Raw genomic sequence first — 24,468 nt, 5'->3', positions numbered from 1 at the left:
GGTCGTCGGCCCGTCCTGGGTCGGCGACATGGTGATGGCGCAAAGCCTGTTCATCGCGCTCAAACAACAAAATCCCGGCTGCCTGATCGACGTATTGGCACCCAGCTGGTCCTTGCCGCTATTGCAACGCATGCCGCAAGTCCGGCAAGCCATGGCCATGCCGCTGGGGCACGGCCAATTCGATGTGGCCGTGCGCATCCGTATCGGCCGCGGCTTGCAAGCCGCGCGCTACGATCAAGCGATAGTGTTGCCCAACTCCTGGAAGTCCGCCTTGATACCGTTTTTTGCCGGCATTCCCAAGCGTACCGGTTACATTGGCGAACTACGCTGGGGTTTGTTGAACGATGCCCGTAAGTTGGATAAATCCCGCTTGCGCATGACCGTGCAACGCTTCGTGGCCCTAGCCGCCGTCGCTGATGGCATCCCGGAATATGCCTTTCCGCGCTTGTCGATAGCTTCCGCGCAACAACGGGCTGTTTGCGAAAAGTTCGCCGTCGGTAGCGACAGCAAAATCCTGGCCTTGTGCCCCGGTGCCGAATACGGCCCGGCCAAGCGCTGGCCGGTCGAGCATTTTGCCGAAGTTGCCCGCCGCATGCATGCGCGGGGCTGGCGGGTCTGGTTGATGGGCTCGGATAAAGACAAGGCGGTGACCGAACACATCAATCGGCTGGCCAATCAGGTTTGCCGGGATTTTGCAGGCATGACCAACCTGGCCGAAGCCGTGGATTTGCTGTCGCTGGCCGAGGTGGTGGTCAGCAACGATTCCGGCTTGATGCACGTGGCTGCGGCGCTGGATAAGCAGCTGATAGCACTGTACGGTTCATCCGACCCGGGATTCACGCCGCCGTTGCATGATAAGGCCGTAATCCTCAATTTGAATCTGGATTGCGCGCCGTGTTTCAAACGCGATTGTCCCTTGGGGCACACCCGCTGTTTGACCGGCATAAGCCCGGAAAGCGTGCTGGCTGCCATACACGGCTGAATCATGAAAATCGCCGTCGTCAAACTGTCCGCGCTGGGCGACATCGTGCATGCCATGGTGGCTTTGCAGTTCATCAAAGCCGCCTTGCCGAATGCGCAAATCGACTGGTTGGTGGAGCAGGGCTTTGCCGGCGTATTGGAGGGCAACCCGCATATCGACCGCATACTGCCGGTTAATTTAAAGGCGCTAAAATCCGATAAAAGCCGGTTTTTCCGCGAGTTATCCACGATCAGGCACTATGCGCGCCAGCGCTACGACGTGGTGATAGACGCCCAGGGCTTGCTGAAGTCAGCCATCGTGGCGCGCCTGTTGTCGGCCAATTGCGTGGGTTTCGATCGCGACTCCATCAGGGAGAAGTGGGCGGCCGCCTTGTATGCGCGGGGCGTGGCCTGTCCCTACGATGCCAACACCATAGACAGAAATGTCCGGGTATTGACTCAGCCCTTGGGGATCACGGTGACGCGGCGGCAGATACTGCAAAAACAGCCTTTTCTGTATTTCACGCCCGCCGAAACCAAGCTGGAGGAATTTTTCGTCGGCGACAGGCCCAACATTCTGTTGGTGACCGGCTCGACTTGGCCCAGCCGCAATTACCCGGTCGAGAATTTTTTACAAGTGATGCAAGGCCTGTCCGCCAATTACCTGCTTTGTTGGGGCGGCGAAGCCGAACTGCGCAACGCCCGCTGGCTGGCCGGGCGTAGCGACGCCAGGGTATTGCCGCGCTTGAGTTTGAACGATTTGAAAGCCGCCATTGCCCGCGCCGATTTGCTGATCGGCAACGACACCGGCCCCACCCACATGGCTTGGGGATTGAATCGACCTTCCATAACCCTGTTCGGTCCGACGCCGGTCAGCCGCGTGTATCAGACCGAAATCAATACCGTGCTGAAATCGCCTTCCCTGGTGAACCCGTTCAAACTGAACAAAGACGACTTTTCCATTGCCCAAATCGCGCCCGAGGCCGTGATTGACATGGCGACCGGCTTGCTTGGTCATGCCATGGCCGGCTGAAGGCAGGGAAAATATCCCGCTACCTCCGCTCGTCGGTTTCCATTAAACTTAGCCACGGTTTTCCGAATGAAACAACCGGGCGGCGGGTTTCGGTTGTAGAGCGGCTCGGAAATCGGACAGGCCCGGCATTAGCACACAATCATGGCAAACACTATTCTCATCGTCGAAGACGAACCGGAAATCCGGGACATGTTGAGCGACTTTTTAAGCCGACGCGGTTATCGTCCGCTGCTTGCCGAATCGGCCGAAGCGGCCAGAACACTGCTGAAAACGGAATCGGTCGACTTGGCGCTGCTGGACATCACGCTTCCGGGCGAGGATGGCCTGAGTCTGGCGCGTCATCTGCGGGAAAACCATTCCGTTGCGATTATCATGCTGACGGCGTTGGACAGCGTGGTTGACCGCATCGTCGGCCTGGAGGTGGGAGCGGACGATTATGTCGCCAAACCCTTCGATCCGCGCGAGTTGCTGGCGCGGATCAAAAACGTCTTGCGACGGATGCTACCACCGGCCGCTGCCGTTGCCGAAGGCCATGTCGCCATCGGCGGTTTGCGGCTGGACACCGCGGGGCAAAAACTTTTGGATGCCAAGGGCGACGAAATTCCGTTAACCGGCGGCGAATACGCCTTATTGAAGGTTTTCGTCGATAACCCCGGCCGGGTGCTGACCCGCGACCGCATTCTGGACTTGACCCAACAACGCGAATGGGATCCCTTCGACCGCAGCGTGGATATCCGCGTTACCCGCGTCCGCAAAAAAATCGAGCCGAATCCCGAGAAGCCGGTGTTCATTCGCACCGTGCGGGGCAGCGGATACAAATTCGTTCCGCAAGGGGAATAAAGCGGCGCGGTTACTATTGCCGGTTTTTGTAATGCCGCTAGTTCAAATCGGCGCGAAATGGTTTCCGCGCGTGCTGATTTGGATTGCGAACGGAGTTATAAAAAGGGTAGGCTTGCCGCCTTGTCAACTTTCAGGCGCGAATCAGCGTTTTACCGTGCAGCAGAAAAACCAGCGTAACCACGCAGCCAAATATCAACCCCGATCCTACGATTTCGGCATGGCAACGGTGCTGTTATTCCTGGCGCAGCCTGCCTCGGGCGCGGATGCGCCGTTCAGCGCTCACGCCGGCCTGGTATCGCGCTATGTGGCGCGTGGCATCACCACCACCTATTTCAACGGTCCGCCACTGGGCAACAAAAATGCCGACGCTCCTGAATCGGCCGAGCCGGCGGCGCAATGGGGTTTCGATTACGCGGCGGAGCAAGGCTGGTATGCCGGTTATTGGGCCTCGATGATCAACTATTCCTATCTGCGCCTGGGTCAGGGCTATTCGGACCGCGGCCTGACAGTGTTCGACGACAAAAAATCCATCGAAAACGACGTTTACGCCGGTTACACCTGGCGTTTCGGCGAATTTTCCGCCAGCGCCGGCCTGACAGGCTATTTGTACGTCAACGGCAAGCATGCCGATAACGCCGAAAGCAGACTAACGTTGGGTTACAAAACACTGACCCTGGCCGCGCAAACCTTTTTCCGCGATTCATTGCTCGGCAATGCCGGCGATACCTACTGGAGCTTGAATTACCGGCGCGATCTGCCTTACGGCTTTAGCCTGGACTTGATTCTGGCCTGGAGCAGTTACCGCAGGGAAGGCAAGTTTTACGGCAGCCGCGACACTTATTTACAGATCGATTGCGGCCCCGGCGCGGCGATGAACGTCACCGGCTGTTTTGCCGGCAAGACACCGCGCGGCCAAAACTTCAGCCATCTGACCCTGGGTTTGAATTACCGGCTGCCGACCCTGCCGGCCACGCTGGGAGTCGCCGGCATCATCGGCGGCTACAACCGCTTCGGCGTGGCGCAGGACAACGAAATTATTGGCTCGCTGAGTTTAAATTACTGATGACCGCGCAATACACCAAGTCCCTGCCATCGTTGACCCAGGCCACCCTGCTGCGTATCGCCGTCGGCGTGGCCAGTATCGTTGCCTTGTCCAGCGCGGTCAGTTACTTTCTGCTGTTTCGCGAAATAGAGCAGGCCACGCTCAGACACCTGCAGGAATATGCGGCCCAGCGCACCCGCTATCACGAGGCGCATTTCACGCTGGCGGAGCAATTCCAAGAGGTAATCCGGCGGGAGTTCGTGCGCCGTTTCCGGCCCCCGAATGCCGAGGACGAACGCAGATTCGGGCAATTGATGCGGCGCGAGGCGGACGGCGCAATGCGCAATCGGCCGGAGTTTTCCGACGTACTGCGTTATTCCACCGGCTGGATTCATAAAGACGTAATACCGGATGCCGAATTCAAGCGCACCTGGATGCTGAGTTTCGATCTCTCCGAGCAGTTCGCCCATATCGCCACCACCCGCTTCATGAATTTGTGGTTTGCCGGCAAGCTGCTGGACGCCAACATGGGTTACGATCGCCAGCTCGATCCGAACAACCCCATTTTTTGGGCCGTCAACACTCCGGCGGACTATCCGGCCCACGAATTCGAAGTCTATTACATGGCCGATGAAGCGCACAATCCGCAACGCAAGACGGTTTGGAGCGCACCTATGTTCGAACCCGCCTACCGCAAGTTCGAAGTCGGCATTGCCACGCCGGTGTATGTCAACGACGAACGGGTGGCCATTATCGGTTTATCCATTGACCTGGACGACCTGGAAGCCAGCGTGCGTCAAACCGACATCGCCGGCGTCAGCCACAGTGTTTTCCGTCCGGACGGCATGTTGATCATAGGTGCCCGTTCCTGGTCGCGGGAAGCCGGCGATTCGGGCGGAATATCCATCGCCGAGACCGGCGATCCGGAATTGTTGCCGTTATTGGCCATCACCGAGCGCCGTAAGGACTCCGCCGAACTGGCCGGCTACGAGCAGAGCGGCGATTTTTATTATGCCGTCAGTTTTCTGCCGACGCCGAAATGGTATTTCGCCTCGACCTTGCCCGGCAGCGAAGTGCGCGGACAGGCGCTCAGGGCCGCGCAATGGATAGTCTGGAGCGGCTTGGGGTCCTCCCTGTTGCTTTTGATGGTGATGGCGGCTATTTTGCGCCGCCATATCGTCAATCCGCTGCGCCGTCTGCTGCTGGCCATCCGTAGCGGCGACATGCGGGAAACGATAGGCGAAAAAGCCCGGGTGGCGGAAATCGATATCTTGGGCGAGGCTTTCAACCACATGATGAGGCAGATCAACGAGCGCGATGCGGCGTTGCGGGTGGAAAAGGAACGCTTCCGCGCCCTGATAGAACACGGCGGCGACATCATCAGCGTCATCGATCAGCACGGCAGGGTGGCTTATGTCAGTCCGTCGGTGGAAACATTGCTCGGCTTGCCGCCGGAGAGTTTTGTCGGCCGGCGCATTGACGATCTGGTACATCCGGATGACGCCGCCAAGGTAAACGAAGTTTTTCGCGCCGCGCTACGGGCGCCCGGCGCTCCCATCGCCCCCGTGGAATACCGCTTGCGCCACGCCAATGGCGAATGGCGCAACTTCGAAGCCACCGGCAGCAATCAGTTGCTCAATCCGGCGGTGAACGGCATTGTGGTCAACGGCCGCGATGTCACGGAAGCGCTACGGGCGGACCGGGAAATCGCCCGCCAACGCGAAACGCTGTACCAGCGGGAAAAAATGGCCGCCATGGGCTCGCTGTTGGCCGGCGTGGCCCACGAGCTCAACAACCCCTTATCCATCGTGGTCGGCCGGGCCGTGATGCTGGAAGAGGAGACCTCCGATCCGGACACTCTCTCGTCTGTAAGCAAAATTCGTGCGGCAGCTGAACGTTGCGCCCGCATCGTCAAGACCTTTTTGGCCATGGCCCGCCAACACAAGCCGCGGCGCTCCCAGGTACAAGTCAACCCGGTCGTCGAAGCCTGCCTGGACATGCTGGGCTACAACCTGCGCACCGCCGGCATCGAGATCGAAACCCGCCTGGACGACACATTGCCGGCCATCTTTGCCGACGCCGACCAATTGCATCAAGTGCTGGTCAACCTGCTGATCAACGCGCAACAAGCCTTGCTGGACCGGCCGCCGCCACGCAAAATCTCGATTTCCACCGGTCACCACGACGCCTTGAAGCAGGTCTGGATAGAAGTGGCGGACAACGGTCCCGGCATTCCCGAAGAGTTGCGGGCCCGGGTGTTCGATCCTTATTTCACCACCAAACCCACCGGTGTCGGTACCGGCGTCGGACTGTCGGTTTGTCTCGGCATCGTGGAAAGCCACGGCGGCAGCTTGAGCGTGGATTGTCCGCCCGAAGGCGGGGCGGTTTTCCGCATCGAGTTGCCGCTATGCGCCCGCGCCGAAGGCGGCGACCGGCAAAAACCGCCGGAAAGTCAGGCGCCTGCCCGCATCCGCCGGCCCTGTCTGCTGATCGTCGACGACGAAGCGGAAGTCGCCGCCATGTTGAAGGATATTCTGGGCAAAACCTGCGACTGCATAGACGTGGCCAAAAGCGGCCGCGATGCCCTGCAATTGCTGGACAAGCACGGCGCTTACGACGCCATCCTGTCGGACTTGCGCATGCCGGGCATGGACGGACCCATGCTGTATGCCGAGATCGGCGCCCGCTGGCCGGCCTTGAGCGAACGCATGATTTTCGTCACCGGCGACACGCTCAGTTCGCAGGTGCGGGAACTGGTTGCCGAAACCGGCCGGCCGGTGATCGAAAAACCGTTTCTGCCCGACGAAGTGCGACGCGTCGTCAACGCCGTGCTGAATAATCCGGCGCAGGCGGGAACGCCGAGCGCTTGACCCGGTAACAGGGTCGGAAACCGAATGGCGCGAAAGTGTGTTTCGGCTTGTACCCGCCACCACGGCAAAGCCCTCCCGCCGTACCGATCAAACGCTTGAAATCCCGTGCAGGCGGCGGCGGAATTTTAACTGTGTCTCGTTAACGAACTACCGCGTCACGGAAAATCGCGCGGCGGCAGTCGGAGTACAGTGTGTTCGGGTGTTGTATCGCTAATATTTCGCAAACGCGGAAAATTGTAGCGATTGTTGCAACAGCCGTGGGCCTTATCGGGCAGTGGGCGTCAGAGACAGCCGCAGACCGCGAAAACGCTTGCGGTATTGGGCGGGCGTCAATTTGACCTTGCGCTGGAACAGGCGACTGAAAAAGCCGGCATCTTCGTAACCGACATCGCGGGCTATGCTTTCGATGGCCAAGTCGCCGCTTTCCAGCATCTGCTTGGCTTCCTCCAGTCGCAGGGTATGCACGTAGTCAAGCGGCGACAGGCCGGTGGCGGCCTTGAAACGGCGGTTAAAGCTGCGTTCGCCTAGTCCGCTCAGTCTAGCCATCGCCGCGACCGGCGCCTCGATACGGTAATGCTCGGCGATCCAGGCCTGACAGCGGGCGATGGTGGCGTCCTCTACTTGGCGGGTTTGGGCCAGACGGGCGTAAGGTTGCTGGCCTATCCGGTGCCAGTCGATCAGATTCAGCCTGGCGACCTGCATCGCCGCTTCCACCGAAACCAGCCGGGCGATCAGAAACAGCGCCAGGTCCAGCCAGGAGGTGCCGCCGCCGGCCATGATCAGGCGCTGGCCGTCTCCGGAACAGACCAGGGAGCGCTGACTGTGCACCTTGACTTTGGGAAAACGCTGCCGCATTGCCGGGCAGTACGCCCAATGGGTGGTGGCATCGTGGCCGTCCAGCAGACCGGCCTCGGCCAACAGCATGGCTCCCGAACAGGCGGTGGCCAATATGGCGCCGTCCGCATGACGTTGTTGCAGCCATTCGATTTCCCGTTCGAACAGGCCGCTGATCGGCTCGGCGGGCGGAATGTTGACTTCGGGCACGCAGATCACCGCCGCCGGCGGGCATTCGGCCAGGGTGAAGTCGACGGGTATCGGGATACCGTTGCAGACCGTTACCGGCCCGGCCCGCGCCGACACCAGCAGCGGGCGTATTATTTGCGGCCCGGCCCGGCCGCCGACAATTAACGGCCAGTCCCTGCCCACGGACAGCAGCAAGTCGTACAAGCCGAAAATGACCGATGCGCCGGCCGCCGGAATCACCAGAATTGCCACCGGAATCGGTCCGGTGGCCGATTCGTCCTGTTTCGCGCCGATTTGCCGCTGGCCGGATACGGCGGTCCGGGCTAAGGTATCGCCCATGTTGGACTCAAGCGAGAATGTCGTCATGCCTACTCCTATCGAATTATTGCTGGACCCGGTTTCACTTACCCTGTTTGCCTTGTATGCGCTGTTGATGCTTTGGGAAGCCTTGCGTCCGGCGCGGGCCCTGCCGGTGGTGCGCGGTTGGCGCCGACGCGGTATCGCCGCGTTTATCGGCTATTGGCTATTATCGTCTTATCTGCCCCTGATGTGGAGCGACTGGCTGTCGTCGCGCCAGTTGTTCGATCTGACGCGGTTGGGCGACGCTGGCGGAGCCTTGGCCGGCCTGTTTCTGTATGAATTCGGCGTTTATGCGTGGCATCGGGCCATGCATGGCTCCAGGCCATTGTGGCGCGGCTTTCACCAATGGCATCACAGCGCGGAGAGGCTGGACAGTTACGGAGCCTTCTGGTTCAGCCCGCTCGACATGCTGGGTTGGACGGTACTGGCCAGTCTGATTCTGACCTGGTTGGTCGGCATCACGCCGCTGGCGGCCACCTGGGTGCTGTACGCGACCACGTTTTGCAGTGTGTTTCAACACACCAACGTCAATACCCCGCGTTGGCTGGGCTATTTGCTGCAGCGGCCGGAAAGCCATTCCGTGCACCATCAGCGCGGTGTGCATGCCGGCAATTATGCGGATCTGCCGCTATTCGATATCGTGTTCGGTACCTTTCGCAATCCGGCCGAATTTGCCGGTCAAACCGGCTTTGACCCTGGAGCCTCCGACCGGGTGTGGGATATGTTGATGATGCGCGACGTGTCGCGACTATCCGCGCAAGATGGCGGCGGAGGGAGTCGGTAATTTGAGCTTCGCCATCAAAAAGGTGGGCGAGGGGATATTGAAAAGCCTTCCCGGCCTGCTGGGCCCGTTGGCGAACGGGATTAGGCCGGCTGAATACCTGCCCTAGCTTAGCAACAGCCGCATCGCCAGCATGTCCGAATCGGTAAACCCATGCCGCCGGTAAAAGCGTTGGGCGGCGATATTGCTTCGGTCGGTCAATAGGGTTATGCGTTTGCAGCCGTTTTGATCGGCAAAGCGTTGGGCATGGTTTAGCAAGCGCGAGCCTATGCCGGCATGGCGAAAATCCGGATGCACCACCATGTCTTCCAGAGTCGCCACTCGGCCGCCCAAGGCCGTCGATACGCTGTAAAGCAGGCTGACCATGCCGGCGGTTTCTTCATGGCGCCGAGCTAGGAATATGCCGCCGATGGATGAATCGGCAATGATTTGTGCCAGCGCCTGCTGTTGGGCGGCCTGATCCGGTTGGAATTCCGCTTCCTGGGCAAACAGGATACCGAGCAGTTCGCAGAGCGCCGGAATGTCGCCCAGGGTCGCCGGCGAAATGACAATGGAATCCGGCATGCCCGGCTTACTCGGGTTGGCCCTGAGCGTCGAAGCTCAGCTGAGTCACTTCGCCGTCGGCATCGGTAATTTCGGCTTGCCGCAAGGTGCCGTTGTCGTCGTAAGCATAGACGTGCAGCAATTCGGTTTCACCGTAGACCAGTTTCTCGCAACGTACCAATCGGTCTTCCTCATCGTAATAGCCCTTGAAAAAAGTGTTGCGGTTGTCGAGGCCGCCTGCTTCGATTTCGTTGACCAGTTTTAACGGCAGTTTGACGCCGCTGTAGGAAATAAAAAAGCGGCTGGCTAAGTCTTCTAAATTCATGGCTGTACAGGGAAGTGAATAAAGCCCACATAATGCAAGGTTTATGCCGACGCGCAATGGCCCGCTGCGCACGAGGTGTGGCCGGATGGCGCTGCACACTGTCGCACATTTTGCCCGGCTTGTAGGTTTTGCGACATGGCCGTTTGCCCGAAACCCCGTGAAACAGCGCCGCCGCATTGGCGTCGATTTTGCTTGAGTGCGGTTTTCCATCAGTCAAATGCGTATGAAACTGTTTCTGGATTGGTCGTCTTATGAAAACGCCGGCATGGGAGATGCCTATGCGGATATCCCCAAACACGGCGCCGATTTTGCCAAGGCGGTTGCCGTCTGCATAGGTAGCAGGCAATGTGAACAAAGTGGTAAAGGGGTAATGTGTCCCAGTTACCGGATCAGCGGCAATCCGGTTTTATCGCCGGGCGGTCGGGTCAAGCTGTTAAAAAGCGCCCTGAATGCCGGGGACGAACAGGCCTTTTTGAATCCCGACCCGGAATTGGCGGAGGCGATGGATTTGTGCTTGTCCTGCAAGGGCTGCAAGCGCGAATGCGAAAATGAAGTTGATATGGCCTTGATCAAGGCCGAATTTCTGGCCCAACAGGTGGCGCAACACGGCATGAGTTTACGCCGGCGTTTGTGGAGCGAATTACCCAAAATACTCTGTTGGCCCGTCGCGCGGCCCTTGCTGTTATGGCGTAACGGATCGGCTTGGCTGGCGCGCGCCTTGGAAGTCGCTTTGGGTATCGGCGCCAAAGTCCGCTTGCCTGTTCCCGCCCGCCAGCCCTTTCAATACGGATCGCCGGCCAAGGATACGGTTTCCGTCGGGCCGGTGGATAAGCAAGTCGTATTGTTCGTCGATACCTTCAATCATTATTTCAATCCCGCTGCCGCCGAGGCCGCGCAAAAATTGTTGAAAGCCGGCGGCTATCAGGTGCATATCGCCCGGCCGCGGCCCGACGATGAACCCAGCCGGCCCTTGTGTTGCGGCCGTACTTATTTTTCCAACGGCCGCCCGGACCGGGCCGCGCGGGAAGCCCGGCGCCTGTTGAAAGCATTGGAGCCGCATGTCCGGGCCGGGCGTAGCATTGTCGGCTTGGAACCCTCCTGCATCCTGAATTTGCGCGACGAATACTTAAAGCTGGGCTTGGGAGAAGCGGCGCAAAAGCTGGCGGAAAAAGTGCTGTTGCTGGAGGAATTTATCGTCAGGGAGCAAAGCGCCGGGCGCTGGACGCTGCATTTTCAGGCTCTGCCGGATGTTTCGCGCCTGCTGCTGCACGGTCATTGCCACCAGAAGGCTGTCGGTGCCATCAAGTCCGTGCGCAAATTGCTGAAGCAGGTGCCGGGTCTGGATTTCGAATTGATCGAGGCGTCCTGCTGCGGCATGGCCGGCAATTTCGGCGTCGAGGCCGAACATGTAGAGCATGCCAGGGCCATGGCCGAGCTGGCGCTATTTCCGGCCCTGCGTGCCGAACCCGCGGCCTTGCTGGTCAGCAACGGCTTTTCCTGTCAGCAGCAAATCTCAAACGGCGGCTTTGCCCGGCCGCTGCATCTGTCCCAACTGTTATGCATGGCCCTGCCGGCGTCGGAGTAATGAAATGAAATTACAGATTGAAAAACGTTATCTGGAACCGCTGTTGAGCGAACATCCGCGCTTGCACACCCTTGGCGATCAATTGCGCCTGGGCAACAAGGCACAGGTGGCTTTCGACCTACTCAGCGAAGCGGAGCTTGCCAGTCTGGTCGGCATTTATTCGCGGGCGGGCGAGAGTTTACAGCATCAGGCGGCGCTGCTGAAAGCCCTGCAACAGGCCATGGCGGCCAACAACCAGCGCTATAGCGCCGACCAATTGGAAATGCTGTTGCCGGACATTGCCCGTTATTTGCTGGAAGGGGCGATACGCGGCTGGCTGTTTCATGTCGCACCCTCGGGCAGAACCTTGGCTTATTTGATTACCCGGCTGGATTACACCCCGCCGGGCGAGGAAGAGGCCGGGCGGATTTTGCTGGAACTGAAAGCCAACAGCAGGGGCAAAATCGCCAACGAAACCCTGATCATACGCAGCAAGGATTTGGCCGATAAAACCATACCGGAGATATTTGCCGGCAAGGGCTATTTAAAGGAAACCGCCGATTTGATCGCCGGCTACGACGAAGCCGCCGAGCGTTATTTCGATTGGCGGGCCCGTTACGGCGAGCAGTTTTCCGCTTGGGGCACCGGCGTGTATGCCGAGGACCCCACAGCCAGCCATCGCAGCAGCGACTGGAGCCGCAAGAGTACGGTGGTGTTGTCTTCGTCGGGCGGGGCCTGCCGTCTGGTCAACGACGAAAATGTCATCAGCGAGCGAGCCTTGAGTCTGGATGCTTCCGGCGATATTTTGGGTACCTATCTGCGCAAGGCCGGCAAAAGCATGCGCTACGATAGCAAAACCGAAGCGGCGGTGGAGGCGTTTAAAGGGGAAATTCCAGCGGGTTTGTTCACCGAACTGCCGGTGCACGGCTATATCCTGACCTTTCATTTGGAGCTGCACCATCATGTTTGGGTGCATGTCGACGACATGCAGCCCTATGTCTACCAGCCGGAGTTGAAGCAAAAGCTGATCCTGCCGCCGGAACAGACCGATCTGATCGATATTCTGACCGCCGAAATGGACATGTTGACCGACGATATCGTGGAAGGCAAATCGGGCGGTACCACGGTGCTGTGCGCCGGGCCGGCTGGCGTGGGCAAGACCCTGACCGCCGAAGTGTATTCCGAAATCATCAAGCGGCCGCTGTATCGGGTGCATTCCGGCCAGCTGGGTTTGAATGTGGCCGAGATGGAAAAAACGCTACAGGAGACCTTGATCAGGGCCCAACGTTGGGGGGCGGTGATGCTGATCGACGAAGCCGACGTTTACATTAAAAAGCGCGCGGACAATCTGGCCTCCAATGCGGTGGTGGGGGTGTTTTTGCGGGTGCTGGAATATTTTAACGGCTTGCTGTTCATGACCACCAACCGGGTTGACGATATCGATGAAGCGATCATTTCCCGTTGTATTGCCATGATACGTTATCACGCGCCGGACCATGACGACCGTTGCAAAATCTGGCGGGTGATGACTAAGCAATTTGCCCTGCCGGTAGAGGAAACCCTGATTCCCGAATTGGCCAGCGTGTTTCCCGGCGCTTCGGGGCGCGATATCAAGGGCTTGACCAAATTGGTGGCCAAGTTTTGCCAACAAAAACAACTCGAACCGGATCTGGAGGTGTTCAAGCGTTGTTCGGTGTTTCGTGGCCTGGAGTTGGCGGAAATTTAAGGCGAAGCCGCCGAAACCACTTGGCCGTTCAACCGGTTTGCGCATGTCGGCTGGGCGGGTTAAACCGGCGCGCGGCATTGTCGGGTATGCTACAAAACCATTGTTATTGTCCGGTAATAATCATCCGTATAAGGATGGTGGCTCGGGCAAGTGCATGAAAAATATGCCTGATGAAGGCGTTTAAGCAAATTGGTAACGATTTTGCTATGAAAATGATGGATTTTTTCCATTTGTTTTCCTGACTTATCACGGAGCTATCAATGTCGATCAAAGTAATAAAAGAGTTTTCCGAAAAAGCCAAAGCCGATGCCGATCTGAAGGACAAGCTGAAGGCCTGCCTCAAAATCAAGGAGATGCTCGCTTTGGGTAAGGAATACGGGTTTGAAATTGACGAGGTGGAGCTGTATCCGCCCAACGAACCGCAATTTACCGAAGAGCAGTTGTCGGAAAAATTGGCCAAGGCCTTGTTGAGAGTGTAAGGCTTGCCGCCTGTTTGCTGAGTTAGGCGGATACGGCGGTTTTTTCCACGCTAAGGATTCCGCTCAAAATAACTTCCGCATTCTGTTTCCTCTTCCTCCGGGAGAGTGGCGGGGTGAGGGATATAAATAGGGAAGTTATTAGGAGCGGAATCCGTGGGTTATCGAGTCCAAGGAGCTTGGCGCCAGTTTCGCCTTGCCTTTTGCGGCTGAAAAAACGCAAGCAATACGCTGTTCGTAAGTTGAATCCATCCAAGCCGATTTAGCCTAGATTTGCGACTGCAGATAATTTTGCAGTCCCACGGCCTGTATCAAACCCAACTGTTGTTCCAGCCAATGGGCGTGATCGTGTTCGGTGTCGTCCAGCATTACTCGCAGAATTTCGCGGGTTTGATAATCCCGCGCCGTTTCGCAAAACGCCATCACTTTGCGCAGATGGCTTATCACCGACAATTCCACCGCCAGATCGTTTTGCAGCATTTCCGGCACCGCGCGGCCGACGTTGAGCGGCTGGCGTTTGGATAAATCCGGCGTACCTTCCAGAAACAGAATGCGCTTGATCAAGGCGTCGGCGTGGTTTGTTTCGTCTTGCACCTCGTGGGCTATGCGCTCGTGTAATTTGCTATAGCCCCAGTTTTCATACATGCGGGAATGGATGAAATACTGGTCGATGGCGGTCAGTTCGCCGGCCAGCAAATCGTTTAAATGGGCGATGACTTGCTCGTTACCTTTCATGGCGTGCTCCTTTGATTCATATACTCTGCGTAAGAGGTACTATACCCGCGCAAACCGGCGCGCGCGAATGGAAATGTTGCTTCGTATCGGCATCCCCATTCGTGTAAGCGATGTTCAAACTCTCAATTCTAATGTCTGAAATGCCGCATGCCGGTCAACACCATGGCGATGTTATGTTCGTCGGCGGCGTCTATCACTTCCTGGTCGCGCATCGAGCCGCCGGGATGGATCACGGCGGTGATGCCGGCCGCCGCCGCTGCGTCGATGCCGTCGCGGAACGGGAAGAAGGCGTCGGAGGCCATTACCGAACCCGGCACTTCCAAACCTTCGTCGGCGGCCTTGATGCCGGCGATTTTGGCTGAATACACCCGGCTCATCTGGCCGGCGCCTATGCCTATGGTCTGGCCGTTCTTGCCGTAAACGATGGCGTTGGATTTAACGAATTTCGCCACTTTCCAGACGAACAGCAAATCGGCCAGTTCCTGTTCGGTCGGTGCGCGCTTGCTGACTACTTGCAAGTCCGACGCCGCGATGCGGCCGGTGTCTCTATCCTGCACCAGCAAACCGCCGCCGACGCGTTTGAAGTCCAATGCCGGAATCGGGGTCGTCGCCCAAAAGCCGGTTTCCAATACGCGGACGTTTTTCTTTTTCGCCAAGGCTGCTTTCGCACCTTCCGAGACTAGCGGGGCGATGATGACTTCGACAAATTGGCGTTCGGCGATTTCGCTGGCGGTTTGTTCGTCCAGTTCGCGGTTGAAGGCGATGATGCCGCCGAAGGCCGAGGTCGGGTCGGTGGCGTAGGCCAAGTTGTAAGCGTCGAAAATGTTGTCGGCAATCGCGACGCCACACGGGTTGGCGTGTTTGACGATCACGCAGGCCGGTTGGTCGTCGAAACTCTTGACGCATTCCAGCGCCGCGTCGGCATCGGCGATGTTGTTGTAAGACAATTCCTTGCCTTGCAGTTGTCTGGCGGCGGCGATGCTGCCGGCCGGCGGATTTTTCTCGCCGTAAAAAGCCGCGTTTTGATGCGGATTTTCGCCGTAGCGCATGCTTTGCAGGCGGTGAAACTGCAGGTTGAGGGTGTCGGGGAAATTGTCGGCGGCGACGACCTTGCTCAAATAGGCGGCGATCATGGTGTCGTAACGGGCGGTATGCTCGAAACTTTTCAAGGCCAGTTTGAAACGGGTATCGTGGCCGAGCGCGCCGGCATTGGCCCGCAGTTCGGCCAAAATGCCGGCATAGTCGGCCGGGTCGACCACAATCGCCACGTCGTTATGGTTTTTGGCTGCGCCGCGTATCATGCTGGGTCCGCCGATGTCGATGTTTTCGATGGCGGTTTCCAGGTCGCAATCTGGATTGGCCACGGTTTGTTCGAAGGGATACAGATTCACCACCACCATATCGATGGCCTGGATGCCGCTTGCCGCCATTACGGCATCGTCGATGCCGCGTCGGCCCAAAATGCCGCCATGCACTTTGGGATGCAGGGTTTTTACCCGGCCGTCCATCATTTCCGGAAAGCCGGTGTAATCGGATACTTCGGTAACGGCAATGTTTTGTTCGGCCAGCAACTTGGCGGTGCCGCCGGTGGAGAGTAATTCGATGCCCAGATTGTTCAGGGTCCGGCAAAATTCCAAAACGCCGGTTTTGTCGGAGACGCTGATCAGCGCCCGAGTGACTTTTTTATGGTTGCCCAAAGGGGTATTCATGCAATCCTCAAGAGAAGAAAAGGGAGAAGAAATCAGCCGATGCCGTAAAGTTCCAGCTTCTTACGCAGGGTGCTGCGGCTTAAACCCAGGATTTTGGCGGCTTTACTTTGATTGAAATCGGAATGTTTTAAGGCGGTTTCCAGCAGCGGTTTCTCGACTTCGGTCAAGACCAGTTGGTACAGGCCGGAAGAATCGTGGCCATTAAGGTGGGTGAAATAGTCTTCGACGGATTGGCGCACATGTTCGGATAGGGTTTGGCCGTTACCGTTGCTGATTTTGATTGATTCTGCTTCCATCTAGGCGACTCGGGGAGTAATGAAGGTAAACGAGGCGTTGACCAGTGCCAGTTGTTGCGCCGGTTCTTGGGCCTGATTGAGTATGGTTTTTTGTTCACTGGGCAAACCGCCGAGTTGGTCGAAGTACCAGCCGATATGTTTGCGTGCAATTCTAACACCACTGACTGCCCCGTAAAAACTGTATAAATTGTCCAAGTGTTGGTTGACGACGGTTTTGATCTCGGACAAGGAAAGCGGCGATACCGGGTTACCGGACAGCTTGCCGCTCAATTCTTGAAATATCCACGGCTTGCCTTGCGCGGCTCGGCCGACCATGATGGCGTCGGCGCCGGTATATGCCAGCACCTGGCGGGCTTTTTCGGCGCTGTCGATATCGCCGTTGGCTATGACGGGGATGTTAACGTATCGCTTGACCTGTCTGATGGTGTCGTATTCGGCCCGGCCGTTGAATTTGCAGGCCCGAGTGCGGCCGTGTATGGTCAAGGCCCGGATGCCGCAATTTTCGGCGATTTCGGCAATTTTCAGCGCATTGCGGTTGGCCAAGTCCCAGCCGGTGCGGATTTTCAGGGTGACCGGTACTTCAACCGCCTTGACGACCGCCGTTAATATGCGCTCGACCAGACTTTCGTCTTTCAATAAGGCCGAGCCGGCGGCCACCGAACAGACTTTTTTGGCCGGACAGCCCATGTTGATATCGATTATTTGCGCGCCCCTGTCCCGGTTCAGGCGGGCGGCATCCGCCATTTGGCGGGGTTCGGTGCCCAGAATTTGCACCGAACGCAGGCCGGATTCGCCGCTGTAATCGGTTTTTTGCAACGTGCGCGGATGGTGCTGCAAGCCGCTGTTGGAAATGACCATCTCGGAAACCGTCAAACCGGCGCCGAATTGGCTGCACAGACGCCGGAACGGATTGTCGGTGATGCCGGCCATCGGGGCCAGGATGATATTGTTGGGCAGCTGATGAGGGCCGATCTGCATGGATGCCGGGGCAGTCAAAAAGGCCCGGCATTCTACCTTAAAATGCCGGGGCCGGGTGGCTGACTTTTAGGAATATGCGTTGCGTAAAACCGGTCGGCCGCTACTATTTAAAAAACCTGTAATCCTTGCCGGAATGACGAACTTCCTTGAGTCTCGTAGGCTGGAATAAGCCGAAGGGCGTTTCAGGCGAGTGAAGGTCTGCCGGAAACGTTTCCGCATATTCCGGCTTACAAATCCTGGCTGGCCAGATACTCTTCGTAATTGCCTTGGAAATCGGTAATGCCGTTAGGGCTCAGTTCTATGATGCGGGTGGCCAGCGACGAGACGAATTCGCGGTCGTGGCTGACGAATATCAGCGTGCCGGGGTATTGCTCCAGGGCGCTGTTCAAGGATTCGATGGATTCCATGTCCAAATGGTTGGTGGGTTCGTCCAGCACCATGATGTTGTTTTTTTGCAGCATCAATTTACCGAACAGCATGCGGCCCTGTTCGCCGCCGGACAGCACTTTGACGGATTTGTTGATTTCGTCTTGCGAAAACAGCAAGCGGCCCAGTGTGCCGCGGATGGTTTGGTCGTCGTCCGATTCCTTGCGCCATTGGCCCATCCAGTTAATCAAGGACAACTCTTCGGCAAAATCGTCGGCGTGGTCCTGGGCGTAATAGCCGATGTCGGCGTTTTCCGACCATTTCACTTCGCCGCTGTCCGGGCTCAAATCGCCGACCAGGGTTTTTAGCAAGGTGGATTTGCCGATGCCGTTGGGGCCGATGACCGCCACCCGTTCGCCGACCGGAATCATCAGATTCAAGCCCTTGAATAAGGGTGCTTCGCCATAGCCCTTGCTCAAGTCGGTGACTTCCAGCGCCAGACGGTGCAGCTTTTTGGTTTGATCGAAGCGGATAAACGGATTGACCCGGCTGGATGGTTTGACCTCGTCCAGTTTGATTTTTTCCAGCTGGCGGGCCCGCGAAGTGGCTTGCTTGGCTTTGGAGGCGTTGGCGGAAAAACGGGCCACGAAGGTTTGCAGTTCTGCGATCTGGGCTTTTTTCTTGGCGTTGCCGGCCAGCAGGCTTTCGCGCACCTGGGTCACGGCGGTCATGTAATCGTCGTAATTGCCCGGATATACTCGCAATTCGCCATAATCCAGGTCGGCCATGTGGGTGCAGACGCTATTCAGAAAATGCCGGTCGTGCGAAATGATGATCATGGTGCTTTCGCGCTCGTTCAGCACGTTTTCCAACCAGCGGATAGTGTTGATGTCCAGGTTATTGGTGGGTTCGTCCAGCAGCATGATGTCCGGGTCGGCGAACAGGGCTTGCGCCAGCAGTACCCGCAATTTCCAGCCCGGCGCCACCGCGCTCATCGGGCCGCTGTGTTGTTCCTGCGGAATGTCCAGGCCCAGCAGCAATTCGCCGGCCCGCGACTCGGCGGTATAGCCGCCGAATTCGGCGAACACCGATTCCAGCTCGGCGGCGCGCATGTAATCTTCCTCGCTGGCTTCCAGATTGGCGTAAATCGCGTCGCGCTCCGACATGGCCGCCCACATTTCGGCGTGGCCCATCATTACCACGTCCAGTACCCGATAGTCTTCGTAGGCAAATTGGTCCTGGCGCAAGATGCCCAGACGCTCGTTGGGGGTGACGCTGACGTTGCCGGCGGAAGGCTCCAAATCGCCGCTGAGGATTTTCATCAGCGTGGATTTACCGCAGCCGTTGGCGCCGATCAAGCCGTAGCGGTTGCCGTTGCCGAATTTGACGGAGATGTTTTCAAACAGGGGCTTGGCCCCGAATTGCATGGTGATGTTGGCGGTAGAAATCAAGAGTGTGTCCGAGAGTAGTCTGGCGCGGCGCGCAAAGCGGTCGAGAAAAATTCGCTAGTGCGCCGCATTAAAAAAGCGCTGCATTTTATCAGAGATTGGCCGGCTTATTTGATATAGAAGCATTGCGGCGGCCGCGTTGTTTGCAAGGCGCGCCGACGTCGGGCTTCAATCCCGGCCCGACAAAAATACCGGTGCGCCGTGCCGGGATCGATGCCCGATTTCGATACGGCCTTGGCCGAAGCATTGCGGCGGAAACCGTGGCGCGGTCTGGACAGTGCGGAATGATTATGCAATGGTGTCGATTTTTTTGCTTTCTCCAAGACCCAATATGCAAGTTTTTACCGATATCGGCGGCCTCATCATAGACATGGACGGGGTGCTTTGGCATGGCGATCAGGCCTTACCGGGCTTGGAAGCATTTTTCGCTACCTTGCGGGAATTGCAGCTGCCGTTTGTGTTGGCAACCAATAATGCCAGTATTACCGCCGAGCAGTATGTCGGCAAGTTGTCGGCGATGCGGGTTGAAATCGGCCGGCGTGAAATCCTGACCTCTGGCATGGCCACAGCCTTGTATTTGTCCGAGCGTTACCCGGCATCGCACACCCGGGTTTATGCGATCGGCGGCGCCGGGCTAAGGCAACCCTTGCGGGACAAGGGCTTTGTGTTGCTGGAGGAGCACGACCCCGGGCCGGCCGATTTGGTGGTCAGCGGACTGGATAAAACCTTGAACTGGGATAAATTATGCAACGCGGCCCTGCATATTCAGGCGGGTGCCGGGTTTTACGGCAGCAATGGCGACGTCACGCTGCCCAGCGAGCGCGGTTTTTTGCCCGGCAATGGGGCGACCTTGGCGGCATTGACCGCGGCGACCGGCGTGATGCCGATTACCATCGGCAAGCCGGCCCCCATCATCTATCAACAGGCCTTGGCCTTATTGGGACAGGCGCCCGAACGGGTGATTGCGATTGGCGACAGGTTGGATACCGATATTTTGGGTGCGGTACGGACAGGTATCCGTAGCGTGCTAGTATTGTCGGGAATTTCTCGCGAAGAAGATATCCCTCGGCTTGATTATGCCCCGACCTGGGTGATGCGGGATATTCGGGAACTGACCGAGGCCTTGCGCCGATAACCACAGGAGAGACGGATGAAAAAATTTATCGATAGTCCCGGCACTTTATTGGATACCAGTCTACAGGGCTTCGCCAAGGCGCATGCCGATATCGTGGAAGTGCGCACCCAGCCGAATTTCGTGTTGAGAAAACAGCGCAAGACAGGCAAGGTGGCCTTGATTTCCGGAGGCGGCTCGGGGCACGAACCCCTGCACGCCGGATTTGTCGGTTACGGCATGCTGGACGCGGCCTGTCCGGGGCAGGTTTTCACTTCGCCGACGCCGGATCAGATGCTGGAGGCCGCCGCCGCGGTCGACGGCGGCGCGGGGGTATTGTTTATCGTCAAAAATTACGCCGGCGACGTAATGAATTTTGAAATGGCGGCGGAAATGCTGGACGGCCCCAGTGCCACGGTATTGGTGGATGACGATGTTTCGCTGCCCAAGGATCATCCGATAGGTCGGCGTGGGGTGGCAGGTACCACGATAGTGGAAAAAATCCTCGGCGCCGCCGCTGAACAGGGTTACGACCTGGCAGCCTGCAAGGCTTTGGGAGAGCGGGTGGTGCGCGCTACCGCTTCCATGGGGGTGGCCTTGACCAGTTGTACCGTGCCGGCATTGGGGCATCCGACTTTCGAGCTTGGCGCCGATGAAATCGAGATCGGCGTGGGCATACACGGCGAACGCGGCCGGGAAACCGGCAAGCTGCTTTCGGCCAGCGAGATTGTCGGCCGGATAGCCGGGCATATTCAGCAGGAGTTGAATCCGCCATCCGGACAAGCGGTGTTGCTGCATGTCAACGGATTCGGCGCCACCCCGTTGCTGGAATTGCACTTGGTCTACGAATTGGCATGGCAATATTGGCGGGAACGCGGTTTAAATATTCAACGCTCGTTGGTGGGTAATTTCACCACGTCGCTGGATATGGCCGGATGCTCTTTAACCTTGAGCTTGCTGGATGATGAAATGCTGGGCTTGTGGGATGCTCCGGTCAATACCGCAGCCTTGCGCTGGGGCTGTTAGGCGGGAACGCAGTCAGGCCGCCTGTCGTATGTGCCGGGCGATGGCCGCTATCATCAATTGGGCTGTTTTGGCGCCGGCATCGATATGACCCTTGCTGCGCTCGCCTAAAAACGATGCGCGGCCCTTGGTTGCCAGCATGTCGCGGGTGCTTTCCACGCCGGCGTCCGCCGCGGCGCAAACCTGATCCAAAATGGCGTTTAAGTCCTTGCCCGAGCTTGCGGCCCGCGCCAAGGTTTCCGCCGCCGGCACCCAAACATCCAGCATGGTTTTTTCGCCCACGTCCGCCTTGCCGCGTTGCTTGACGGCCGCAACAGCCGCTTGCAGCGCTTCGGCAAAAGTCCGCATGTCGGTCGGCTTGTCCTTGCCGTGCTTGGATAAGCCGATGAACAAGGTGGCATATAAGGAGCCCGATGCACCGCCGATGGCGGCCATAACCGTCATGCCGATTTTCTGCCAGGCCGCCGGCCAATCCAGAGCGGCTATTTCCGCGGCGTGACTTTGCAAGGCTTCCAGGCCGCGTTGTAAATTGAATAGATGATCGCCATCGCCTATGGCTTGGTCCAATTCGGTAATCTCATCCGCATGCTGGTTTATAGCGGCGGAGATGGCATTGATGAATTCGGGTATTTGGGCGGGTGTAAGCGGCATGCGGACTCCGGCGCGTAGGGTTGAATCTCGCCTAGAGCATAGCGCTTGCCCATGCGGCTGTCCAGGCCGACTGCGTCAACTTGCCGCATGCCGTTGGCGGCATTTAGGCTAAATCCGCCCATGCCGGGCCGGCAAATCAGTTAAAATTCGGCGGGCAGTAACCCTACTCCAATAACCCGTAAGCAAATGGAATCGAGATGTACATGACAAGTAAAAAGACTATTCTGAGAAATCTAGGCATTGCTGTATTGAGTACCGGGCTGGTGGCCTGCGACGGCGCCGACGAGCGTAAAGCCAAATACATGGAAGAAGGCAGCCAACTATACCAAGCCGGCGATTATGAAAAAGCTCAGCTGGCTTACAAAAACGTGTTGCAGATCGACCCCAAAAATTGGGAAAGCCGTTTTCAAATGGCCGAAACCCTCAGTAAGCAAGGCAAAATAGAAAATGCCTTCAAGGAATACAACACGGTAGTGGCCAATGACGAAAATCACGTAATGGCGCGGGTGAGGGTGGGGCAGTTGTTATTGTTGAATCGGGCCATCGACGACGCTGAAAAAATGGCCAACGAAGCCTTGGCCAAGGAACCGGACAATGTCGAAGCCCTGGTACTGCATGCCGGCATACAAATGGCCAAAAATAATAGCGATGCGGCGATTGCGGCAGTCGATAAGGCTCTGCAAAAAAATCCCGACGACGCTTCGGCAATCTTGATGTCCGCTTCCATCAAGGTCAAAAATAATCAAGTAGACGATGCCGTTACGCAATTGAAACAAGCGATCGAGAAAAAATCCGATAGCGTGCCGCTACGCACCATGCTGGTGGGTATTTACGCCCGCACCAAACAATTGCCGGAAGCCGAGTCCTTGCTGGAATCCATCGTCAAAATTCAGCCGGAAGAGGTTCAGCACTACAAAAATCTGGCTTTGTTTCAGGCGGGCACCAATCAACCGGATAAGGCGGAAGCCACCTTGCGCGCCGCCATCCAAAAGCTGCCCGACAACGACAGCGCCAAGACCAATCTGATCGATTTTCTGGTTGAAAAGCGCGGCATGGAAGTGGCGATTGCCGAACTGCTGCCCTTGGTCGAGCAAAAACCCGCCGATTATGTGCTGAAATTTAAATTGGCCTCGTTGCAATTGGCCAGCAAACAAGCGGATAAAGCGGAAGAAACACTGAAAAACATCATAGCAAGCGACAAGCTAGGCCCCAACGGCATATCCGCGCGCGATAAACTGGCCGCTCTTTACGCCGCCACCAAGCGTGTCGACGAAGCCAAGGCGCTAAACAAGGAAGTGTTGGAAGCCAATCCCAGAGACGGCGAAGCATTGACCTTGCGCGGTCAGTTTGCCCTGGCCGAAAACAAAATCGACGACGCGATCGGCGATTTTCGCTCGGTGCTGGTCGATCAGCCCAATAACGTCAACGTGTTAAAACTGCTGGCGGCAGCGCATCTGCGAAACAAGGAACCCGAACTGGCCAAGGATAATATGGAAAAAGTGGTGGCGCTGGCGCCGGCCGACGAAACAGCCCGCCTGGATCTGGCCAGTCTGCATTTGCAGGGTGGTAAGGAAGAACTGGCCAGACAGCAAATCGCCGAGCTGTTGAAAGTCAATCCCAAAAGCCATAAAGGCTTGGAAAGTCTGTTCAAGCTGGAAGTCGCCAAAAAGCAATGGGATAAGGCTCAACAGGTTGCCAAGCAGGTTCAGGAAACCTTTCCGGAAGACGCGGCCGGTTTTTATATGTCCGCGTTGGGTTATCAGGCCGAAGGCAAGCTGGATTCGGCCATCGATGCCTTTAAACGGGCCTTGGCCATCAAACCGGATGCCATAGAACCCTTGACGGAGCTGGTCAAAACCTACATGGCGCAAAAACAGCCGGCCAAAGCGCTTGCCGAGTTGCAGCAAGTGGTTAAAACCCATGCCGATCACTTCGTCGCCTACAATCTGTTGGGCGGAATATATCTTAGCGAGCAAAAATTCGCCGATGCCAAAACCGCTTTCAACAAGGCCATGCAAATCAAGCCGGAGTGGTTCAGCCCCTACCGGAATCTGGCACTGTCCGAACTGATGCAAAAAAACAAAGACGAGGCCATTAAAATCTATATCAAGGGTATCGAGCAATCCAAGGGTGCCATGGAACTGGTGGAGGATTTGGCCCGGCTGTATCACGCCGGCGGCGAACACGACAAGGCCCTGGCAATATATGAAGAGTCTTACAAGCGCTATCCGCAATCCGCGCTGGCGGTCAACAATCTGGCCAGCTATTTGTCCGATTACGCCGATAGTCCGGAAAATCTGGAGCGGGCGGCGCAAATGGCCGAGCCCTTGGCCAAATCCAATAACGCTAACTTTCTGGACACGGTAGGATGGATTGCTTATAAGCAAAACAAGCTGGAACTGGCGGCGGAGTTTTTATCCAAGGCCTTGCAAGCGGCGCCCGATGCGGCAATTACCAATTTCCATATCGGCATGCTGTATTTCAAACAAAACGACAAACTTAAAGCCGAGCAACATTTGCAAAAAGCCCTGGATTCCAATACCAAATTCGATGGTATAGAACAGGCGAAAAAGACGCTGGAAACCCTGAAACAGGGCGGTTGATATTC

General features: G+C 57.3%; 21 protein-coding genes. 12 read left to right on the top strand and 9 right to left on the bottom strand.

The window, feature by feature from the left end; all coding sequences use genetic code 11:
• Positions 1 to 28: 28 nt before the first annotated feature.
• The 5 genes from waaF (at position 29) to NP590_RS14235 (ending at position 6,745) form a co-directional block, all read left to right on the top strand.
• Positions 29 to 982, top strand: coding sequence for a lipopolysaccharide heptosyltransferase II (gene waaF, locus NP590_RS14255; protein WP_371927310.1), 954 nt, complete (start codon positions 29 to 31; stop codon positions 980 to 982).
• A 3-nt stretch (positions 983 to 985) separates the two neighbouring features.
• Positions 986 to 1,993 (top strand): lipopolysaccharide heptosyltransferase I, encoded by a 1,008-nt coding sequence (gene waaC / locus NP590_RS14250; protein ID WP_256603203.1) that lies wholly within the window; start codon positions 986 to 988, stop codon positions 1,991 to 1,993.
• Positions 1,994 to 2,134: 141 nt separating this feature from the next.
• Positions 2,135 to 2,833 carry a response regulator gene (locus NP590_RS14245; protein ID WP_256603202.1) on the top strand — a complete coding sequence of 233 codons (699 nt, stop codon included), beginning with the start codon at positions 2,135 to 2,137 and terminating at the stop codon, positions 2,831 to 2,833.
• Positions 2,834 to 2,987: 154 nt separating this feature from the next.
• The gene (locus tag NP590_RS14240) at positions 2,988 to 3,896 is read left to right on the top strand and encodes a TorF family putative porin (RefSeq protein WP_256603201.1); all 909 of its coding nucleotides are present in this window, start codon (positions 2,988 to 2,990) and stop codon (positions 3,894 to 3,896) included.
• On the top strand, positions 3,896 to 6,745 hold the full coding sequence (locus NP590_RS14235; RefSeq protein ID WP_256603200.1) for an ATP-binding protein: 2,850 nt from the start codon (positions 3,896 to 3,898) through the stop codon (positions 6,743 to 6,745). Before NP590_RS14240 ends, NP590_RS14235 begins: the two co-directional genes overlap by 1 nt.
• Before the next feature lie 264 nt (positions 6,746 to 7,009).
• On the opposite strand, the gene NP590_RS14230 is transcribed toward NP590_RS14235, so the two are convergent.
• Positions 7,010 to 8,134 (bottom strand): GlxA family transcriptional regulator, encoded by a 1,125-nt coding sequence (locus tag NP590_RS14230; RefSeq protein ID WP_256603199.1) that lies wholly within the window; start codon positions 8,132 to 8,134, stop codon positions 7,010 to 7,012.
• Here NP590_RS14230 and NP590_RS14225 point away from each other — a divergent pair.
• Positions 8,133 to 8,912 carry a sterol desaturase family protein gene (locus tag NP590_RS14225; protein ID WP_256603198.1) on the top strand — a complete coding sequence of 260 codons (780 nt, stop codon included), beginning with the start codon at positions 8,133 to 8,135 and terminating at the stop codon, positions 8,910 to 8,912. The genes NP590_RS14230 and NP590_RS14225 overlap by 2 nt on opposite strands.
• Before the next feature lie 102 nt (positions 8,913 to 9,014).
• Here NP590_RS14225 and NP590_RS14220 read toward each other — a convergent pair whose 3' ends face one another.
• A complete protein-coding gene (locus NP590_RS14220; RefSeq protein ID WP_256603197.1) occupies positions 9,015 to 9,473 on the bottom strand; it encodes a GNAT family N-acetyltransferase in 459 nt (152 codons plus the stop codon).
• 7 nt (positions 9,474 to 9,480) lie between these two features.
• Complete coding sequence (locus NP590_RS14215; protein WP_256603196.1) at positions 9,481 to 9,777, bottom strand: DUF6156 family protein; 297 nt, start codon at positions 9,775 to 9,777, stop codon at positions 9,481 to 9,483.
• Between the two features lie 223 nt (positions 9,778 to 10,000).
• Between NP590_RS14215 and NP590_RS14210 the strand changes: the two genes are divergently transcribed.
• The 3 genes from NP590_RS14210 to NP590_RS14200 all read left to right on the top strand — a co-directional run bounded on the left by NP590_RS14210 (position 10,001) and on the right by NP590_RS14200 (position 13,546).
• On the top strand, positions 10,001 to 11,362 hold the full coding sequence (locus NP590_RS14210) for a (Fe-S)-binding protein (protein WP_256603195.1): 1,362 nt from the start codon (positions 10,001 to 10,003) through the stop codon (positions 11,360 to 11,362).
• A 4-nt stretch (positions 11,363 to 11,366) separates the two neighbouring features.
• A complete protein-coding gene (locus tag NP590_RS14205; RefSeq protein WP_256603194.1) occupies positions 11,367 to 13,067 on the top strand; it encodes an AAA family ATPase in 1,701 nt (566 codons plus the stop codon).
• 260 nt (positions 13,068 to 13,327) lie between these two features.
• Positions 13,328 to 13,546, top strand: coding sequence for a Nif11-like leader peptide family natural product precursor (locus tag NP590_RS14200; RefSeq protein WP_256603193.1), 219 nt, complete (start codon positions 13,328 to 13,330; stop codon positions 13,544 to 13,546).
• A 264-nt stretch (positions 13,547 to 13,810) separates the two neighbouring features.
• On the opposite strand, the gene bfr is transcribed toward NP590_RS14200, so the two are convergent.
• From bfr to NP590_RS14175, 5 genes are all read right to left on the bottom strand, one after another.
• Complete coding sequence (bfr, locus tag NP590_RS14195) at positions 13,811 to 14,278, bottom strand: bacterioferritin (protein WP_256603192.1); 468 nt, start codon at positions 14,276 to 14,278, stop codon at positions 13,811 to 13,813.
• Positions 14,279 to 14,406: 128 nt separating this feature from the next.
• Positions 14,407 to 15,987 (bottom strand): bifunctional phosphoribosylaminoimidazolecarboxamide formyltransferase/IMP cyclohydrolase, encoded by a 1,581-nt coding sequence (purH, locus tag NP590_RS14190; protein WP_256603191.1) that lies wholly within the window; start codon positions 15,985 to 15,987, stop codon positions 14,407 to 14,409.
• A gap of 32 nt (positions 15,988 to 16,019) precedes the next feature.
• Positions 16,020 to 16,283, bottom strand: coding sequence for a helix-turn-helix domain-containing protein (locus tag NP590_RS14185; RefSeq protein ID WP_256603190.1), 264 nt, complete (start codon positions 16,281 to 16,283; stop codon positions 16,020 to 16,022).
• Positions 16,284 to 17,261, bottom strand: a complete 978-nt coding sequence (gene dusB / locus NP590_RS14180) for a tRNA dihydrouridine synthase DusB (RefSeq protein WP_256603189.1) — start codon at positions 17,259 to 17,261, stop codon at positions 16,284 to 16,286. It abuts the gene before it with no gap.
• 227 nt (positions 17,262 to 17,488) lie between these two features.
• Positions 17,489 to 19,078, bottom strand: coding sequence for an ABC-F family ATPase (locus NP590_RS14175; RefSeq protein WP_256603188.1), 1,590 nt, complete (start codon positions 19,076 to 19,078; stop codon positions 17,489 to 17,491).
• A 328-nt stretch (positions 19,079 to 19,406) separates the two neighbouring features.
• On the opposite strand from NP590_RS14175, the gene NP590_RS14170 reads away from it, so the two are divergent.
• A complete protein-coding gene (locus NP590_RS14170) occupies positions 19,407 to 20,210 on the top strand; it encodes an HAD-IIA family hydrolase (RefSeq protein ID WP_256603187.1) in 804 nt (267 codons plus the stop codon).
• 15 nt (positions 20,211 to 20,225) lie between these two features.
• Entirely contained in the window at positions 20,226 to 21,212 is a 987-nt protein-coding gene (gene dhaK / locus NP590_RS14165) for a dihydroxyacetone kinase subunit DhaK (protein WP_256603186.1), read from the top strand.
• A gap of 12 nt (positions 21,213 to 21,224) precedes the next feature.
• Here the strand turns inward: dhaK and dhaL are convergent, their stop codons facing one another.
• Positions 21,225 to 21,860 carry a dihydroxyacetone kinase subunit DhaL gene (gene dhaL, locus NP590_RS14160; protein ID WP_256603185.1) on the bottom strand — a complete coding sequence of 212 codons (636 nt, stop codon included), beginning with the start codon at positions 21,858 to 21,860 and terminating at the stop codon, positions 21,225 to 21,227.
• A 203-nt stretch (positions 21,861 to 22,063) separates the two neighbouring features.
• Between dhaL and NP590_RS14155 the strand changes: the two genes are divergently transcribed.
• Positions 22,064 to 24,463: a tetratricopeptide repeat protein gene (locus NP590_RS14155; RefSeq protein WP_256603182.1), complete on the top strand. Its 2,400-nt coding sequence runs from the start codon at positions 22,064 to 22,066 to the stop codon at positions 24,461 to 24,463.
• The last annotated feature ends 5 nt before the right edge of the window (positions 24,464 to 24,468 follow it).

Origin of the sequence: Methylomonas subterranea (genome assembly GCF_024505185.1) — a bacterium.
Classification (GTDB): Bacteria; Pseudomonadota; Gammaproteobacteria; order Methylococcales; family Methylomonadaceae; genus Methylomonas; species Methylomonas subterranea.
The sequence above is the reverse complement of the archived record's forward strand: the minus strand, read 5'-3'. Positions and strand labels throughout refer to the sequence as shown.

What these genes read in the sequence shown, in the direction of transcription:
- waaF (WP_371927310.1), top strand. Translation starts at nt 29, where the DNA reads ATGGTGATGGCGCAAAGCCTGTTCATCGCGCTCAAACAACAAAATCCC.
- waaC (WP_256603203.1), top strand. Translation starts at nt 986, where the DNA reads ATGAAAATCGCCGTCGTCAAACTGTCCGCGCTGGGCGACATCGTGCAT.
- NP590_RS14245 (WP_256603202.1), top strand. Translation starts at nt 2,135, where the DNA reads ATGGCAAACACTATTCTCATCGTCGAAGACGAACCGGAAATCCGGGAC.
- NP590_RS14235 (WP_256603200.1), top strand. Translation starts at nt 3,896, where the DNA reads ATGACCGCGCAATACACCAAGTCCCTGCCATCGTTGACCCAGGCCACC.
- NP590_RS14225 (WP_256603198.1), top strand. Translation starts at nt 8,133, where the DNA reads ATGCCTACTCCTATCGAATTATTGCTGGACCCGGTTTCACTTACCCTG.
- NP590_RS14230 (WP_256603199.1), bottom strand. Translation starts at nt 8,134, where the DNA reads ATGACGACATTCTCGCTTGAGTCCAACATGGGCGATACCTTAGCCCGG.
- NP590_RS14220 (WP_256603197.1), bottom strand. Translation starts at nt 9,473, where the DNA reads ATGCCGGATTCCATTGTCATTTCGCCGGCGACCCTGGGCGACATTCCG.
- NP590_RS14215 (WP_256603196.1), bottom strand. Translation starts at nt 9,777, where the DNA reads ATGAATTTAGAAGACTTAGCCAGCCGCTTTTTTATTTCCTACAGCGGC.
- NP590_RS14210 (WP_256603195.1), top strand. Translation starts at nt 10,001, where the DNA reads ATGAAACTGTTTCTGGATTGGTCGTCTTATGAAAACGCCGGCATGGGA.
- NP590_RS14205 (WP_256603194.1), top strand. Translation starts at nt 11,367, where the DNA reads ATGAAATTACAGATTGAAAAACGTTATCTGGAACCGCTGTTGAGCGAA.
- NP590_RS14200 (WP_256603193.1), top strand. Translation starts at nt 13,328, where the DNA reads ATGTCGATCAAAGTAATAAAAGAGTTTTCCGAAAAAGCCAAAGCCGAT.
- bfr (WP_256603192.1), bottom strand. Translation starts at nt 14,278, where the DNA reads ATGAAAGGTAACGAGCAAGTCATCGCCCATTTAAACGATTTGCTGGCC.
- purH (WP_256603191.1), bottom strand. Translation starts at nt 15,987, where the DNA reads ATGAATACCCCTTTGGGCAACCATAAAAAAGTCACTCGGGCGCTGATC.
- NP590_RS14185 (WP_256603190.1), bottom strand. Translation starts at nt 16,283, where the DNA reads ATGGAAGCAGAATCAATCAAAATCAGCAACGGTAACGGCCAAACCCTA.
- dusB (WP_256603189.1), bottom strand. Translation starts at nt 17,261, where the DNA reads ATGCAGATCGGCCCTCATCAGCTGCCCAACAATATCATCCTGGCCCCG.
- NP590_RS14170 (WP_256603187.1), top strand. Translation starts at nt 19,407, where the DNA reads ATGCAAGTTTTTACCGATATCGGCGGCCTCATCATAGACATGGACGGG.
- dhaK (WP_256603186.1), top strand. Translation starts at nt 20,226, where the DNA reads ATGAAAAAATTTATCGATAGTCCCGGCACTTTATTGGATACCAGTCTA.
- dhaL (WP_256603185.1), bottom strand. Translation starts at nt 21,860, where the DNA reads ATGCCGCTTACACCCGCCCAAATACCCGAATTCATCAATGCCATCTCC.
- NP590_RS14155 (WP_256603182.1), top strand. Translation starts at nt 22,064, where the DNA reads ATGACAAGTAAAAAGACTATTCTGAGAAATCTAGGCATTGCTGTATTG.